Origin of the sequence: Janthinobacterium sp. CG_23.4 (assembly GCF_029892305.1) — a bacterium.
GTDB lineage: Bacteria > Pseudomonadota > Gammaproteobacteria > Burkholderiales > Burkholderiaceae_D > Janthinobacterium > Janthinobacterium lividum_D.
In genome coordinates this window covers 1,741,952-1,757,260 of record NZ_JARXUX010000001.1, presented here as the reverse complement: position 1 = coordinate 1,757,260, position 15,309 = coordinate 1,741,952, and the positions used below count along the sequence as shown (strand labels likewise).

At 62.9% G+C, this 15,309-nt stretch carries 16 protein-coding genes; 10 read left to right on the top strand and 6 right to left on the bottom strand.

From position 1 onward, the window contains the following. Positions 1 to 4 precede the first annotated feature (4 nt). From H4V96_RS07995 to H4V96_RS07960, 8 genes are all read left to right on the top strand, one after another. Positions 5 to 232 (top strand): hypothetical protein, encoded by a 228-nt coding sequence (locus H4V96_RS07995; RefSeq protein WP_010397027.1) that lies wholly within the window; start codon positions 5 to 7, stop codon positions 230 to 232. A gap of 290 nt (positions 233 to 522) precedes the next feature. Continuing rightward, on the top strand, positions 523 to 1,779 hold the full coding sequence (locus H4V96_RS07990; RefSeq protein WP_096233692.1) for an IS4 family transposase: 1,257 nt from the start codon (positions 523 to 525) through the stop codon (positions 1,777 to 1,779). A gap of 243 nt (positions 1,780 to 2,022) precedes the next feature. Continuing rightward, positions 2,023 to 3,771, top strand: coding sequence for a ribonucleoside triphosphate reductase (locus tag H4V96_RS07985; protein ID WP_196856803.1), 1,749 nt, complete (start codon positions 2,023 to 2,025; stop codon positions 3,769 to 3,771). Further along, positions 3,768 to 3,968, top strand: a complete 201-nt coding sequence (nrdD, locus tag H4V96_RS07980) for an anaerobic ribonucleoside-triphosphate reductase (RefSeq protein ID WP_070346986.1) — start codon at positions 3,768 to 3,770, stop codon at positions 3,966 to 3,968. Before H4V96_RS07985 ends, nrdD begins: the two co-directional genes overlap by 4 nt. Further along, positions 3,958 to 4,665 carry an anaerobic ribonucleoside-triphosphate reductase activating protein gene (locus H4V96_RS07975; protein WP_010397022.1) on the top strand — a complete coding sequence of 236 codons (708 nt, stop codon included), beginning with the start codon at positions 3,958 to 3,960 and terminating at the stop codon, positions 4,663 to 4,665. Before nrdD ends, H4V96_RS07975 begins: the two co-directional genes overlap by 11 nt. 148 nt (positions 4,666 to 4,813) lie before the next feature. Continuing rightward, complete coding sequence (locus H4V96_RS07970; protein WP_196856802.1) at positions 4,814 to 8,869, top strand: Pls/PosA family non-ribosomal peptide synthetase; 4,056 nt, start codon at positions 4,814 to 4,816, stop codon at positions 8,867 to 8,869. After that, positions 8,869 to 9,396, top strand: coding sequence for a 4'-phosphopantetheinyl transferase superfamily protein (locus H4V96_RS07965; protein ID WP_196856801.1), 528 nt, complete (start codon positions 8,869 to 8,871; stop codon positions 9,394 to 9,396). The genes H4V96_RS07970 and H4V96_RS07965 overlap by 1 nt, the downstream gene beginning before the upstream one ends. Positions 9,397 to 9,594: 198 nt before the next feature. Continuing rightward, positions 9,595 to 10,503: a LysR family transcriptional regulator gene (locus H4V96_RS07960; protein WP_196856800.1), complete on the top strand. Its 909-nt coding sequence runs from the start codon at positions 9,595 to 9,597 to the stop codon at positions 10,501 to 10,503. Here H4V96_RS07960 and H4V96_RS07955 read toward each other — a convergent pair. Beyond that, a complete protein-coding gene (locus H4V96_RS07955) occupies positions 10,500 to 10,622 on the bottom strand; it encodes a hypothetical protein (RefSeq protein WP_261981076.1) in 123 nt (40 codons plus the stop codon). The genes H4V96_RS07960 and H4V96_RS07955 overlap by 4 nt on opposite strands. A 54-nt stretch (positions 10,623 to 10,676) precedes the next feature. Here H4V96_RS07955 and H4V96_RS07950 point away from each other — a divergent pair, with 54 nt between their 5' ends. Both H4V96_RS07950 and H4V96_RS07945 read left to right on the top strand, forming a co-directional pair. Beyond that, positions 10,677 to 10,904, top strand: a complete 228-nt coding sequence (locus H4V96_RS07950; protein WP_010397012.1) for a hypothetical protein — start codon at positions 10,677 to 10,679, stop codon at positions 10,902 to 10,904. Positions 10,905 to 10,988: 84 nt separating this feature from the next. Beyond that, entirely contained in the window at positions 10,989 to 11,393 is a 405-nt protein-coding gene (locus tag H4V96_RS07945) for a hypothetical protein (protein ID WP_010397010.1), read from the top strand. A gap of 105 nt (positions 11,394 to 11,498) precedes the next feature. Here the strand turns inward: H4V96_RS07945 and H4V96_RS07940 are convergent, their stop codons facing one another. From H4V96_RS07940 to H4V96_RS07920, 5 genes are all read right to left on the bottom strand, one after another. Then, the gene (locus tag H4V96_RS07940) at positions 11,499 to 12,527 is read right to left on the bottom strand and encodes an RNA methyltransferase (RefSeq protein WP_010397008.1); all 1,029 of its coding nucleotides are present in this window, start codon (positions 12,525 to 12,527) and stop codon (positions 11,499 to 11,501) included. Positions 12,528 to 12,591: 64 nt separating this feature from the next. Continuing rightward, positions 12,592 to 12,933 (bottom strand): zinc ribbon domain-containing protein YjdM, encoded by a 342-nt coding sequence (locus H4V96_RS07935; RefSeq protein WP_010397006.1) that lies wholly within the window; start codon positions 12,931 to 12,933, stop codon positions 12,592 to 12,594. Between the two features lie 91 nt (positions 12,934 to 13,024). After that, a complete protein-coding gene (gene dmeF, locus H4V96_RS07930) occupies positions 13,025 to 13,993 on the bottom strand; it encodes a CDF family Co(II)/Ni(II) efflux transporter DmeF (RefSeq protein ID WP_196856799.1) in 969 nt (322 codons plus the stop codon). An 18-nt stretch (positions 13,994 to 14,011) separates the two neighbouring features. Then, the gene (locus H4V96_RS07925) at positions 14,012 to 14,287 is read right to left on the bottom strand and encodes a metal/formaldehyde-sensitive transcriptional repressor (protein ID WP_196856798.1); all 276 of its coding nucleotides are present in this window, start codon (positions 14,285 to 14,287) and stop codon (positions 14,012 to 14,014) included. Positions 14,288 to 14,480: 193 nt separating this feature from the next. Then, positions 14,481 to 15,245 carry a DUF2325 domain-containing protein gene (locus H4V96_RS07920; protein ID WP_334686055.1) on the bottom strand — a complete coding sequence of 255 codons (765 nt, stop codon included), beginning with the start codon at positions 15,243 to 15,245 and terminating at the stop codon, positions 14,481 to 14,483. Between the last annotated feature and the right edge of the window lie 64 nt (positions 15,246 to 15,309).

Sequence of the window (15,309 nt, the reverse complement as noted above, 5' to 3'; positions counted from 1 at the left end):
CACCATGCCCCGCAAAGCGCTGCTGATTTTCCTGCTGACCGTGTTCGCGCGCCGCCAACGGCCGCAGTTGCATCAGGTCGCCATCTTCGAGGCGCGCATGGCCAGCTGGAGCACCTATACGCCGCTGGAAATCTGCGCCCGGGTGCTGCCCACCTCTGTCACCAGCATCGCCGCCTTCTTTTGCGCGAGCTGGCTGGTCCTGCGCGAAACGCGCTGGAACAAAACCGCCTGAGGCGTAATGCCGTTCAGTTAGTGTGTTAGTGATGCTATTTTTAGCCCAAGAACCAGGACAGGGGTCGGTCACTTCGTGATCGGAATGTGCTCCATTGAAGCACATTCCCCCGGCGGGTCCGACCCAATCCACCCAAGTTAAGGAGCAAGCCCGCGCAATTGCTGGCAATTCAATGAAATAGTGCTTGACGTGGCACTGGCTTTGCGCGGCCGCCGCCTTGCTGACCTCTCTTTTTTCGACAGCGGCAAGGCGGCGGCCAATGAAGGTCTTTTGATCTTCATTGGCCCTTCATGTCGCTCGCTTCCTTGCTGTCCGATTTCTCCGACCATCTTCAATCCGACCAGTTTCGGCTTAGCGCCCGCCATCCTGATCATCCGATGGCGTTTCAACGTCGCCGCAAACTGCCGCTGCCATCCTTGGTGGCGCTCATGCTCACCGGCATGCGCAAGAGCGTGCAAACCGAACTTGATGAATTCTTTGGCCATCTGCAACAGCAGGCGCAACTGACGCACCAGGTGAGCGCCCAGGCTTTCGCTCAGGCACGCTCAAAACTTGCTACCACGGCCATCCCAGAGCTTAACGACTGGCTCATTGCACAAGCACAGCAGCATGGCTACCTGCCGCGCTGGCACGGTTTCAGGCTGGTCGCCGCTGACGCCTCGACCGTTCGCTTTGGCTTGCGCGCCAGCCATGTCAAACGCGCCGCCGTGGCCGATCAACTGGTGTTTGGCTTGTTTCTGCCCGGTGCCGAATTGATGCTCTCGGCCTCGCTATACAGTACCGACGTCGGCGAACGCCAGATGCTGTTCGAACAGCTCGACCAGCTTGGCAAGGAAGATCTGCTGTTGCTGGACCGAGGCTATCCATGTTACTGGATGCCCGCCGTGTTGAACCAGCGCCGCATTGCCTTCTGCATGCGCGTCGAACAGGCGCGCGGTGGCGGCTTTCCCTGCGTCAATCAGTTTCTGAAGTCGGGGCTGCAGGAGCAGATCGTCACGCTGCGGGCGCCGGATCGGCGCGATGCGCTTGACTATGAATGTCCCGCTGAACCGCAGACCGTGCGCCTGATACGCCACGTTGCCTCGACCGGCAAGGTGCGTGTTCTGATGACCAATTTACTGGACGTTGAACAATTCCCTGCCGCATTGTTCGGAGACCTCTACCACCAACGCTGGCGCATTGAGGAAGCCTTCAAGCGCATCAAACACCGCCTCCATCTGGAGCACGTGACGGGACTGTCACAGCAGGCCCTGATGCAGGATCTGGCCGCCAAGGTAATATGCGATAACCTGCAGGCGTTGGCGAGCTGTGCCGCCGGCCAGCAAGATGCATTGCCGACGGACAGACGCATCAACCGCGCCTATGTCCATTCGGTACTCAAGCCGCTCTTGCCATCGTTGCTGCTTGGGCTGGCGGCAGCACACTTGCTTGCCGACGCGCTGGCTCTGATCGCCAAGCGAACGTTTCTACATCGCCCAGGACAATCAAGGTCACGGCAAACCAACGCCTACAAGCCCCATAAATACATGGCCTACAAGGCTGCTTGATGGCAGCCTGTTGCTTAACTTGGGTGGATTGGGGTCCGACCCCAGCTCTTGCCTCTGGGGTTAGCGAATTTACTGGCACTCATAAATCACGCCAAAATCCTTAACTGAACGGCATTACCGCCTGAGGTGGTTTTTTCACCTGGATCAAGGATACGCACAGCGCTTGCACGCCACCTTTGACATCACTACATTTAGTCGATAGTCTTCAAAAAAACACCGTATGTTGTGTTTATTGGAGGTTCCATGGCGACAAATGCAGTTTCCCCCACACGCGGCCAGGTCGATGTCGCCGCGTCCATCAATGAATACCTGGAGCGGCGCGACTGGCGCGTCAACGCCAACGCTAACCAGGGATACTCCCTCGGTGGCCTGATCCTCAATGTGTCGGGCAAGGTCATCGCCAACTACTGGCTGGACCAGGTGTATCCACCGGAAGTGGGCGCGGCGCACCGCGAAGCGGCGCTGCACATCCACGACCTCGACATGCTGGCCGGCTATTGCGCCGGCTGGTCGCTGCGTACCCTGCTGCATGAAGGCTTGAACGGTGTACCAGGAAAAGTTGAGTCAGGCCCGCCGAAACACATGTCGAGCGCCATCGGCCAGATCGTCAATTTCCTCGGCACCCTGCAAAACGAATGGGCCGGCGCGCAGGCGTTCAGCTCCTTCGACACCTATATGGCGCCCTACATCCGCAAGGACAGCCTGCGCTACGAAGACGTGCGCCAATGCATGCAGGAGCTGATCTTCAACCTCAACGTGCCATCGCGCTGGGGCACGCAGACGCCGTTTACCAACCTCACTTTTGACTGGGTTTGCCCGGACGACCTGCGCCAGCAGATTCCCGTCATCGCCGGCCAGGAGATGGACTTCAGCTATGGCGAGCTGCAGGCGGAGATGGACATGATCAACCGCGCGTATATCGAGATCATGATGGCGGGCGACGCCAAGGGCCGCGTCTTCACCTTTCCCATCCCCACCTATAACATTACCGAGGACTTCGACTGGCATAGCGAGAATGCCGAACGGCTGTTCGAGATGACGGCACGCTACGGCTTGCCCTACTTCCAGAATTTCATCAATTCGGAACTCAAGCCGAACATGATCCGCTCCATGTGCTGCCGATTGCAACTGGACTTGCGCGAGCTGCTTAAGCGGGGCAATGGCCTGTTCGGCTCCGCCGAGCAGACCGGCTCCCTGGGCGTGGTGACCATCAACTGCGCGCGCCTGGGCCACCTGTGGCGCGGCGATGAAGTGGCGCTGCTGGCTGACCTGGACCGCCTGCTGGAACTGGGCAAGAAAAGCCTGGAAATCAAGCGCCGCACCATCGAGGACCTGATGCAGCAAGGCTTGTTCCCCTACACGCAGCGCTACCTGGGCACCCTGCGCAACCACTTTTCCACGCTGGGGGTCAATGGCATCAACGAGATGATCCGCAATTTCAGCAGCGACGCGTATGACATCACGACGCCGCAAGGCCATGCGCTGGCCGTACGCCTGCTCGACCATGTGCGCGCCCGCATGGTGGCATTCCAGGAAGAGACGGGCCACATGTACAACCTGGAAGCGACACCGGCCGAGGGCACCACGTACCGCTTTGCCCGCGAAGACCGCAAACGCTATCCGGCCATCGTGCAGGCGGGCACGCCCGAGCAGCCGTATTACACGAACTCGTCGCAGCTGCCCGTGGGCTACACGGACGACCCGTTCGAGGCTTTGGCCATGCAGGACACACTGCAGCGCAAATATACGGGCGGCACGGTACTGCACCTGTACATGACGGAAGCGCTCTCGGACGCCAACGCCTGCCGCGAGCTGGTAAAGCGCGCCCTGAGCCGCTTTTCGCTGCCCTACATCACGCTCACGCCCACGTTTTCCATCTGCCCACGCCACGGCTACCTGGCCGGCAAACATACATTCTGCCCCACCTGCGACGCGGAGCTGATCGCCCGCAAGCAAGCCCACCCTGCTGCATCACTCGAGGAAACGCCATGAATACACGTCCCGACTTCACTCCCGCCATCAGCCTGCTCGACAGCGAACGCCAGCGCTGCGAAATCTGGACCCGGGTGATGGGCTATCACCGCCCCGTCGCCTCGTTCAACATCGGCAAGCAGGGCGAATTCCATGAGCGCCAGTATTTTACGCAAGCGAGCGCCCGGCTTGACCAGCCCGCCCGCGATGGCAGTTGAACTGAAAGTGGGGGGCCTCACGCCCTTTTCCGCCACCGACTATCCGGGCAAGCTGGCGGCCGTGGTCTTCGTGCAGGGCTGCCCCTGGCGTTGCCGCTATTGCCACAATCCCCATTTGCAGCGGCGCACGCCCGAGGGCGCCATGTCCTGGCGCGACGTGCTGGCCTGGCTGCGCCGCCGCGTCGGCCTGCTCGACGCCGTCGTCTTCAGCGGCGGCGAAGCGTGCATGGACCCGGGCCTGGCGCGCGCCATGCATGACGTCAAGGCGCTCGGTTTCAACATCGGCCTGCACACGGCCTGCATTTATCCGCAGCGCCTGCAGGAAGTGCTGCCCCTGCTCGATTGGGTGGGCTTCGACATCAAGGCGCCGTTTGCCCACTATCGTCTTGTGACGGGCGTAGCGGGCAGCGGTGATCCGGCGCGCGCCTGCCTGGACGCCATCCTTGCCAGCGGCGTCGCTTACGAATGCCGCACCACCGCCCACCCGGACTTGCTGCCCGATGCACAGTTGCTGGCCCTGGCCACCACCCTGGCCGCCAAAGGCGTCGACAACTACGTGCTGCAGCAGTTTCGCGCCGAAGGCTGTGCGGACGCGTCGCTGGCCAGCCGCCCCCTGCACGGCTATCCGGCGGCGAGCACTTTGGCGCACATCGGCGCCATGTTTGCGCGATTTACATTCCGTCATCATGGCAGTTGAGCCGATAAGCACATAATTTTGCAAAGCCCGGCAAAATTATTCTTTACACAACACCAAAATGCCTGGCGTACTGTAAGGTATCAACTGTGCTGCGCACCACGCGTAGCGCGTCAGATTCTTCACACCGCATCACAGATAAGCGTCATCCATGAACGAGTTCACCGCAGTCCAGCCAGGCATTCCTTCCACCCACGCCGACATTCTGTACGGCCCGCCGCGACCGGATCTGCTGCGCGAGGAAGTGCTGGCCGACCTGCTCGAGGCGACGGCCCGCCGCTGCCCCGCACAGATCGCCCTGATCGCCGGCGAGCGCCGCATCAGCTACGCCGAACTCGATGCACAGGCCGGCCTGGCCGCGTCGCGCCTGGTGGCCGCTGGCGTCAAGCCCGGCGACATCGTGGGCCTGTGGCTGCCGCGCGGCCCCCATTTGCTGCTGATGCAGGCGGCCATCGCCAAGGCGGGCGCCGCCTGGCTGCCCGTCGACGAAGACACGCCAGTCGAGCGCCTGCAAGTATGCCTGGACGATGCCAATGGCGTTGGCGTCATCAGCTGCGCGCAGTTCGCGCCGCGCCTGTTTGATGCTGGCGTCCAGCGTCCCGTGTGGACGGCGGAAAGCCTGCTGGCGCCCATCATGCCGGGCGAACATCTGCCCACGCGCGGCAGCGTCCTGCCCGAACACCCGGCCTATGTGATCTACACGTCCGGCTCGACGGGCAAGCCCAAGGGCATATTGATCAATCAGCGCAGCATCTGCCACTTCCTGCGCAGCGAAAACGCCGTGCTGGAAGTGACGCAAGCCGACACCGTCTACCAGGGCTTTTCCGTCGCCTTCGACATGTCCTTCGAAGAAATCTGGATCGCCTACCTGGTGGGCGCCACCCTGTGGCTGGGGCCCAAGGATATCTCGGGTGACCCGGAAGCCTTGCCGCGCGCCCTGGCCGAAAACAAGGTCACCGTGCTGCACGCCGTGCCGACATTGCTGGCCCTGTTCGCCGAGGACGTGCCCAGTTTGCGCTTGATCAACCTGGGCGGCGAGATGTGCCCCGAGTCCTTGGTCGAGCGCTGGTCGCGCCCGGGCCGCGCCATGTTCAATACCTACGGCCCCACCGAGGCAACCGTATCGTGCAGCCTGGCGCGCCTGCGCCCCGGCGAACCCGTCACCATCGGCACGCCGCTGCCCAACTATGGCTTGCTGGTGCTGCAGGTGGCCGAGCCCGGTGAAAACCGTCGCTTGGCCCTGCTGGCGCGCGGCGAAACGGGAGAGCTGTGCATCATCGGCCCCGGCCTGGCCGAGGGTTACCTGGGCCGGCCCGACCTGACAGTGGAAAAATTCCTGGCCAATCCCTGGAGCACGGGACCCGGCGATACTCGCCTGTACCGCACGGGCGACCTGGCGCGCATCGATGCCGACGGCCAGGTGCTGTGCCTGGGCCGCGCCGACGACCAGGTCAAAATACGCGGCTTTCGCGTGGAGCTGGGCGAAATCGAAGCCGTGCTGGCGCAGCAGGCGGGCGTGGGCACGGTGGCCGTGTTGCTGCGCAAGGATGATGGCATCGACCAGCTGGTGGCCTACATCGTCGGCAGCGACGATGCCCCCGACGACACGCTGGCGGCGAAAACCCTGCGCGCGGCCTTGAACCTGCATTTGCCGCCGTATATGGTGCCGGGCCGCTTCGAGCTGCTGGCGCTGATGCCGCGCCTCACTTCCGGCAAAATCGACCGCAAAGCCTTGAAAACTATGCCATTGTCCGCACCGCCGACAGCTGAAGCGAGTGCATCGGACGCGCCGGAAACACCGGCCGAAGTGGCCCTGTTTGCGGCCCTGGCCAAGCTCTTCCCGGGCCAGGCAATTTTGCGCCAGCTGGACTTCTTCAGCGACCTCGGTGGCCATTCCTTCCTGGCCGCCCGCCTGGCGTCCGCCCTGCGCGCCGATCCGGCCTACGCCCACGTGACGGTGCGCGACATTTACCAGAACCGGCAAATCGGCAAGATCGCCGCCGCGCTCAATGAGGTGCCCGCATTGGCCACGCCGGAAGCGGACTGGACGCCGCCGTCGACATGGAAGCGCTGGATCTGCGGCGCGGCGCAGGCGGCAGCCGTGCCGGGCCTGGTCACCTTGCGCATGGCGCAGTGGATGGCACCGTTTTTCACTTATCACTTCTTCACCGGTGACACGGGAGACACCGTGCCGCGCGCCATCGCCGCCTCCATCGGCGTATTCCTGCTGGCGACGTTGGCCGAATTTGCCATTGCGATTGCCGGCAAGTGGCTGATCGCCGGGCGTCTGAAACCGGGCAGCTATGCGCTATGGGGCGTCACGTATTACCGCTGGTGGCTGGCCGACCGCCTGGTCGAATCAGCGCCCGCGTATCTACTCAGCGGTTCGTCGCTGAACAGCTGGTGGCTGCGCGCGCTGGGCGCGAAAGTGGGCAAGGAAGTGGTTATCGGCTCGATGACCCTGCGCGCGCCCGACTTGCTCGATATCGGCGACAACGTCAGCGTGGGCAATGCCGTCAACTTTGAAAACGCCCGCGTCGAACGGGGCCGCTTGCTGCTGGGCCGCATCCGCATCGGCGACGACGCCTGCATCAGTTCCTATGCGATTTTGGAAGGCAATACCACGGTGGGCGCCTTCGGCCACCTGGAGGGTCAATCGGCGCTGGCCGATGGCGCCTGCGTGCCCGACGGCCGTATCTATACGGGTTCGCCCGCGCGCGACATCGGGCCCTACGATCCTGCCAGCCAGCCGCCGCGCCCCGCCGTCTCGCGCCTGCGCCTGACGGGCGAAACCCTGTTCTTCTGCTTTGGCATGGTCTTGATCGCCGTGCTGTTCTTCATGCCCGTCTTCCCCAGCTTCGTGCTGATCGACTGGTTCGACGAACGCGAAATGATGCCGTGGTTGCAGGGACGCGACGTGACGACCCAGCTGGCGCGCTACTTCCTGCTGGCCTTCCCCGCCAGCGCCGTGCTGATCGTGCTGACGGCCTTGCTGTCGGCCGCCATCCGCTGGGGCGCGCTGCCCCGTTTGAAGCCGGGCAGCTCGCCCGTGCACAGCAATATCTATTGTGCCAAGTGGCTGGTCAGCCATATCCAGGAGTCGAGTCTGAATGTGCTGCACGGCATCTACGCCACCGTGTACGCCCCGTACTGGTACCGCCTGCTGGGCGCCAAGGTGGGCAAGGGCGCCGAGATTTCCACGGCGCTGGGCGTGGTGCCCGACATGCTGACCCTGGGCGACGATACCTTCATCGCCGACGCCGTCATGCTGGGCGACGAGCAGATCGATGGCGGCTGGATGACCATGCGCCCCACCGTCATCTCGCACCGCAGCTTTGTTGGCAACGGCAGTTATATCCCGGACGGCACCACCTTGCCCGAGCACGTGCTGATCGGCGTGCACACGCATGCGCCGCGCAATGCGCAGATGCATAGCGGCGATACCTGGCTCGGTTCTCCTCCGATGCACCTGCCCGCGCGCGAACAGGTCGCCGGCTATGCGGAACACCTGACGTTCAAGCCGTCCATGCTGCGCCGCCTGGGCCGCAGCCTGATCGAAGCGTTCCGTATCGTCGCGCCGCACGCGGTGGTGATCGCCGTCGGCTATACCCTGGTACTGGACGTGATGCCGATTGCGGGCGCCGGACGCTGGGGCGAAGTGGTGGGCGACCTGACCATCGCCGGCCTGGCCTATGGCATCGGCAATTTCCTGGTCGTGGTGCTGTTTAAATGGCTACTGCTGGGACGCTACCGCAAGCACGCGGCGCCCATGTGGACGCCCTTCGTGTGGATTTCAGAAGGCGTGACCAACCTGTATGAAGGCATCGCCGTGCCCAACTTCATGCGCTACCTGCGCGGCACGCCATGGCTGCCGCTGGCTTTCCGCCTGTTCGGCTGCAAGATCGGCCGTGGCGTCTACATGGACACGACCGACATCACGGAATTCGACTGCGTGCACATCGGCCACTACAGCGAATTGAACGCCCTCACCTGCCCACAAACGCATTTGTTTGAAGACCGCGTGATGAAGATCGACCACGTGGAAATCGGCGAGCGCGTCTACATGGGCCCGCGCAGCTCCGTGCTGTACAGCGCCAAAGTGGGCGACAATGCGCGCCTGGGTCCCTTGACCCTGGTGATGAAGGGCGAACACATCCCCGCTGGCAGCAACTGGGCCGGTTGCCCGGCCGCACCCCTGCGCAGCTGATGGATGCAACGCTGCTCTGGCCGGGCGACGGCGTGCTGGTGATCGGCATCGCCGCCGTCATGCCGCGCGCCGAAGCGCGCCAGCGCATCCGCGCCGCCGTGCGCGCAGCGGCGGCGCGGTGGCAAAAGATGGACATCGAGGCGATCTCGGTGGAGTCAACGCCAGGAGCCCCTTCCCGTTTGCTGCTGGCCGGACGCGCGGCGGCTTTGTCGTTCACCCACGAGGAGGGACTGTCGCTGGCCGCCGTCCATCTGCATGGCCCTGTCGGTATCGACGTGATGCGCGTGCAGGACATTGCCGACTGGGCGAATCTGGCGCGCGATTACCTGGGACCGCAGGTGGCGCAGGAACTGGCCGCCTGCCCCGCCGCCCTGCGCCCGGCAGCGCTGGCACGGGCTTGGACGGCGCGCGAAGCGGCGCTCAAATACTCCGGCCAAGAGCTGGCCGAGTGGCAAGAAGCCACGCCAGCGTGCCGTTTGCAGGCTTTACCCGTGCCAGCGCCCTACGTGGCAAGCCTGGCCTATTAATCTTCCTTGTCACTTCCCGCCGCGCCGATCTGGACGAAAATCAGTTTTGCGATAATACTGACGAGTAATCCCAGCACCCCGAGCAATTCCAGCATGATCTTTCCTTCGCAATGACAGCAGAGCAATCCACTGTAGCCTGAACGCCGGCGCAAAGCGAATATCAAATCCGGCAGTCACCGATCTCGAAAAGGCATACGATTGATTTCCCTTAAACAGTTCCGCTATTTTGTCGAAGTCGTCGATGCGGGCAGCTACTCGCGCGCAGCGGAAAAGCTGTACATCGCGCAGTCGGCCCTGAGCCGGCAAATCAAGGAACTGGAAAACGAGGTGCAGGCGCTGCTGCTGACGCGCGACGCGCGCCATATCGAACTCACACCGGCAGGACAGGTGTTTTATGATCGCGCCAGACGCATTCTCGACGAGATCGACGAAACCGTGCGCCAGACCCGCCATGTAGGGCAAGGCGCGCAAGGCATCATCCGCCTGCTCCATTCGAGCTCCGTCACCCTCACGCCGGCCATAGGCGCGGTGCTGAACCGGCTGCTGGCGCAGTTTCCAGGCCTTACGCTGGATATCTCAAAGGGCTCGTCGGAAAACCAGGCAGCCGATATCGAGGAAGGCCGCGCCGACCTGGGCCTGGTGCGCCTGCCGACCCTACGCAAGCATGCAAATATCGTCGTGCACGAACTGTATGCGGAAAAGCTGGTGGTGGCCGTGTCAGCGGCCTCAAAACTGGCCACACTGGAGCGCACGACCATTGCCGCCCTGCGCGACGAAGCGTTCGTCTCGATCCCGCACACGGACCGCGGCGGCCTCAGCTACCTGGTGGCGAGCCTGTGCCTGGCGCAGGGGTTTTTTCCAAAGGCGGCGCGCGCCCTGTCGCGCAAGACCTCGCAGCTAAACCTGATCGAGGCCGATATGGGCATCGCCATCGTCCCCGACAGCATGCGTTTGCTGGCGCCGCCGGGCGTGCGATTCATTGCACTGCCCGATGAGCAATCGCATTGCGCCGTGGGCCTGATCTCGCCGCGCGCGGCCAGCGGCATGGTTGCTGCATTTACGCAAGCGTTCGTGCGCGAGATGAACGCTTTGACAACGGTCGCTTAAGCTTGCGCGTACAGCGCCGCATCCACGTTGCGCAGCGCCTTCGTCACAGCGCCAGCATCGATGCTGCCGGCCAGGAAAACGGGACGCGGACTGGCAAGCACGCCAAGACGCGCGCTCAAGGCCGCGCGCGATTGTGTGCCAGAATGGACCATTACCCACTTCCAGGCGATACCATGGCCGACTACAAAAACCCCAGCTACGTGGCCCGCTCGATGCACCCGCGCTTCGATGAACTGACCTCGCCAGGCGATGCCGTACCGTATTCAGGCATTTACCGCTGCGATGGCTGCGCGCATGAAATCGTGTCGACGCAAGGCCACGTCATGCCGCCGCAAAACCATCACCAGCACAGCAGCGAGCAAGGTGCTATCCGCTGGCGCCTGATCGTCAGCCCGCGCTGATTGACACGCGCCAAATGGCGGACGATACTTGATTCATCCGCCATCGCCTATGGAATATCACTGGAATGTCACTGGAACACCCGCATGCGTAGCGTCGATTTTGAAGTCCGCAAAGAGTGTCCGCCGCAGCTGTGCGACTGCGAACGGCAGCGCCTGCTCGACGATGCGCAGGCAGACCTTGCCATCTTGCGCCTGAACCTGACGGAAGAAAAACGCCTGCTGGCGCACATCGAGGGCATCGCCACCCATGCGCAGCTGCAAAAGCTGCAGTTGCTGTTGAAGAGCAACTTGGGCGTGGAATTACAAATCACGCCGGGCAGCGGCGAAGTGCGCACCGTGCGCGGCTTCCAGATCCGCCTGCTGGAGCGGCCCGGCCTGTGCCGCAAGACGCGCGCAGCCATTCCGGCCGCGGTGCGCCGCTGCCTGGCCGCGCATCCGCAAATCGCGTTTGCGATCTTGAATGAAAACGATTTGCTGGGCGCAGTGTGAGCCGAGTAGGTCGGATTAGCGGAGCGTCATCCGACACCATTGTTGGCCTCGCAATGTCGGATTACGCGGTTCCTGCTAATCCGACCTACGCCGCTGACCCCGGTTTTACGCTGCGTGTATCTCGATCACTTTCTTCCCCTTCGCGGCGCGGGCGCGCAACTGTCCGCAGCCGCCCTCGACGTCCTGGCCGGCCGAATCGCGCAATTTGGTCAGCACGCCGCGCGCGTGCAGGGCAGCGGCAATGGCGTGCGCCTTTTCCCAGCTCGGACGCTTGAACGGCAAGTCGTCGATGGTGTTATACGGGATCATATTGAGCACGGCATACTTGCCCTGCAACAGCGCCACGATGCCGTCCATCTCGTCCTCGCCATCGTTCACGCCTTCCATCAAGGTCCATTGATACTGCACCGGGTAGCCCGTCAGACGCGCATACGCGTCACCAAACGCCACCAATTCGCGCGGAGATAATTTGGGCGCGCGCGGCAGCAGCTGCTCGCGCAGTTCCGGCTTGGTGGTGTGCAGCGACAGGGCCAGCGCCGGCTTGACGCGCCCTTGCGGCAGGCGCTCGAACGCGCGCGGGTCGCCCACCGTGGAAAACACCAGATTCTTGTGGCCGATATTGCCTTCGGTGCCCAGCAATTCAATCGCTTCCATCACATTGTTCAAATTATGCGCCGGTTCGCCCATGCCCATGAAGACGACTTTTTTCACGCGGCGCAGGGTACGCGCCAATACCACCTGCGCGACGATCTCGCCGCTGGTGACTTGCCGGATCAAGCCGTCGCGACCCGTCATGCAGAACTGGCAGCCGACGGCGCAGCCCACCTGGCTCGACACGCACAGGCCGTCGCGTGGCAGCAGCACGCTTTCCACCGTCTGGCCATCGTGCAGCCCCACCAGCAGGCGCGCCGAACCGTCCGCACCCGGATGAGTGCTGAGCAGTTTCAGCATGCCCTGCAATTCGAGGTCCAGCGCAGGCAAGGCCTCGCGCACGGGCAGCGGCAGGAAATCCTCGGCGCGGCGCCGGCCCTGGTCGTGCGGCTGCGCCTGTATCCAGTCGCGCAGCACGCGCTGTTCGTGCAAGGGCTTGGCGCCCAAGGCGCGCAGGCGCTGACGGAGATGGTCGATTTGCATGGATTCTCAATGAAAAAACGGCGCGCAGCAATGAAGCCAGCGCGCCGTGTTAAGGGTAAAAGCGTTACACCTTCTTGACGAACTCCGTCTTCAGGCTCATGGAACCGAAGCCATCGATCTTGCAGTCGATATCGTGGTCGCTATCGACCAGGCGGATATTCTTGACCTTGGTGCCCATCTTGACGACGCCGCCGCCGCCCTTCAATTTCAAGTCCTTGATGACGCTGACCGTATCGCCATCTTGCAAGATGTTGCCGGCCGAATCGCGGTACACCTTGGCGCCCTCCTCCACGGCATCGCCTGCCGTGGCCGACCATTCATGCGCGCATTCAGGGCAGATCAACTGGCTGCCGTCTTCGTACGTGAATTCGGATTTGCATTGCGGGCATGGTGGTAATGTGCTCATTTTTTTCTCTGTCTGGTGAACAGCGCGTGCTGTAAAAGCCGACAGTATACTGCCTACACCCTGCATCAGCGCGCTTTTTTCGCCATCATTATCAAGGACGGCGAATAATCTCGATGGTGCTGTGGACAATTTCCTCGTGGATGCCGATGCGCGCGCGCAGCGCGGCGGCTGTCAGCGCAGGGTCGCCGCTGAGCACGGACAAGGCGCACGAGTACAACTGCTTGCCCACCCGCCACACGTGCAAGTCGACGATGCGCGGCGTATCGCCGGCGCTTTCCACTTCCACCGCTGCACGAATTTCATCCACCACGGGATGGTCCATCTCGCGGTCCAGCAAGACCTTGCCCGTCTCGTGCATCAGCTTTTTCGCCCACAGCGCCACCAGCACGGCACCAACAATGCCCATCACGGGATCGAGCCAGCGCCAGCCGTAAGCCCACGCACCGCCCAGTGCGACGAGGGCCAGCACGGACGTGGCGGCATCGGCCAGCACGTGGATGTAAGCGGCTTTCATGTTCAGGTCTTCGCCGTGACCATGCCGATCATGATGATCGTGACCGTGGTGATCGTGACCGTGTTGATGCTCATGCTCGTGATGGCCGCCGAGGATCAGCGCACACACCAGGTTGACCACCAGGCCGAAGGCCGCCACCGCCATCGCTTGCGGATAATGGATGGGCTGCGGCGACAACAGGCGCTCGACGGAGGCCGCCACCATCAGCACGGCGACGCCCAGCAGCACGATGGCGCTGGTGTAGCCGGCCAGCACCTCGATCTTCCACGTGCCGAAGGCGAAGCGGGGATCGCGCGCATAGCGGCGCGCCGCCGCATACGCAAACGCGGCCAGGCCGATGGCCAGCGCGTGCGAACTCATATGCCAGCCATCGGCCAGCAGGGCCATGGAGTTGTACCACCAGCCGGCGACGATTTCCAGCACCATGGTGGCCAAGGTGATCCACATGACGATGCGCGCGCGGCGTTCTGCCTTGTCGCTGGTCCCGCCAAAAACATGTTCGTGCTGCCAGGCTGACAGGTCTTCCTCGATATGTTGCAGTTTCATGCTGGTCTCTTTGATCGATTATTTGAGGTAGGTGCGCAGGATGGCGGCGATGTCGTCGGCGCCCCTGGTGCGCTCGTCGCTGGCAAGATCGGGACTGGCCACGTGCTCGCGCAAGTGCTCTTCGATGACTTCGGCCATCAGGCCATTGACGGCGCCGCGCACGGCGGCGATCAACTGCAGTACTTCGCCGCAGTCGCGGCCCTCTTCCAGGCCCCGCTCCAGGCCTTCCACCTGGCCGCGGATGCGCTTCACGCGATTGAGCAGCTTGGTCTTGTTGTGCGCCGTATGGCCCATGATTTCACCCGAATAAATACTATAGGGGGGTATACTATCAGAGAGCACGGAACAAGGACAAGGCGTAAAAAAAGCCGCACATCGGGAGCGATGTGCGGCTTGTCATGCAACAGCCCCATTCCTGCAATCAAAGCACCCCAAGCCGGCACAACATCGAGTTCAACGACCAAGCCAGTGGCAGCTTCGTCAAGCCTCACGCCAGCAGTGACTGCTTGCGCACAAAATGTATGGCATGCACGGTGTGCGGCTGGTCCAGCAGCACGCACTGCTTGCCCGTGCGCTTGCAATGGTCATGCACGCGCCAATAGGCATCATGGCTGACGCAGCCGGTCTGGCAAATCACCAGGTCGGCCGCCACCAGGCCAGCTTCCAGGGCCGCGGCATCGTCGGCACCAGCGGCGCCGCCCGCATGATGGAGAAAGCGCCCGCCGGCCTGCTCGACGGCATGCTGCGCCATATGGGCAGCGCCCATAGCCTGGCCCATATCCTGGCCCATATCCTGGCGCATAGCCTGGCCCATAGCCTGACCCGTATCCTGGCTAAAATAGCTGCCCACGTACAGCACGGCTTTTTCGCGCAGATCGGCTTGCAAGCCTGGCACGGGCAGCCACTGCAGGCGCAGCAACTCGCGCATCAAGTCTTGCACCCTGTCGCCGAGCCACTCGACCCGGCGGGCCAGCCTGGCACGCGTCGGCAAGCCCGGCATGCTGGCCGCCAGCTCGGCCAGTTCATCACGTGCCAGCGCCAGCTGCGTATCGCGGATCACCACCTGTACCCGCGCACGCATCAATGCCGACTCCAGCTGCGCGATGCGGGCCGCCTGCGCGGCCAGCTGTGCACTGCAACGGGCCTGGGCCCGCCCATACTCGCCCATCAACACGCGATGTTCATGCGCGATCAGATCCTCATTGCCATACACACTGCCCATCATGCCCTCCTTCACCAGCAGTGGCGCCATGGCGCCAGCGCGTCGCTATCCATAAGACATGAATTATAAATGAGAATCATTACTATTTGGATGC

Coding starts and splice junctions, on each gene's coding strand:
- H4V96_RS07945 (WP_010397010.1), top strand. CDS start 10,989: ATGCGTAGCGTCGATTTTGAAGTCCGCAAAGAGTGTCCGCCGCAGCTG.
- H4V96_RS07965 (WP_196856801.1), top strand. CDS start 8,869: ATGGATGCAACGCTGCTCTGGCCGGGCGACGGCGTGCTGGTGATCGGC.
- H4V96_RS07975 (WP_010397022.1), top strand. CDS start 3,958: ATGGCAGTTGAACTGAAAGTGGGGGGCCTCACGCCCTTTTCCGCCACC.
- nrdD (WP_070346986.1), top strand. CDS start 3,768: ATGAATACACGTCCCGACTTCACTCCCGCCATCAGCCTGCTCGACAGC.
- dmeF (WP_196856799.1), bottom strand. CDS start 13,993: ATGAAACTGCAACATATCGAGGAAGACCTGTCAGCCTGGCAGCACGAA.
- H4V96_RS07920 (WP_334686055.1), bottom strand. CDS start 15,245: ATGGCGCCACTGCTGGTGAAGGAGGGCATGATGGGCAGTGTGTATGGC.
- H4V96_RS07940 (WP_010397008.1), bottom strand. CDS start 12,527: ATGCAAATCGACCATCTCCGTCAGCGCCTGCGCGCCTTGGGCGCCAAG.
- H4V96_RS07970 (WP_196856802.1), top strand. CDS start 4,814: ATGAACGAGTTCACCGCAGTCCAGCCAGGCATTCCTTCCACCCACGCC.
- H4V96_RS07935 (WP_010397006.1), bottom strand. CDS start 12,933: ATGAGCACATTACCACCATGCCCGCAATGCAAATCCGAATTCACGTAC.
- H4V96_RS07995 (WP_010397027.1), top strand. CDS start 5: ATGCCCCGCAAAGCGCTGCTGATTTTCCTGCTGACCGTGTTCGCGCGC.
- H4V96_RS07925 (WP_196856798.1), bottom strand. CDS start 14,287: ATGGGCCATACGGCGCACAACAAGACCAAGCTGCTCAATCGCGTGAAG.
- H4V96_RS07985 (WP_196856803.1), top strand. CDS start 2,023: ATGGCGACAAATGCAGTTTCCCCCACACGCGGCCAGGTCGATGTCGCC.
- H4V96_RS07950 (WP_010397012.1), top strand. CDS start 10,677: ATGGCCGACTACAAAAACCCCAGCTACGTGGCCCGCTCGATGCACCCG.
- H4V96_RS07990 (WP_096233692.1), top strand. CDS start 523: ATGTCGCTCGCTTCCTTGCTGTCCGATTTCTCCGACCATCTTCAATCC.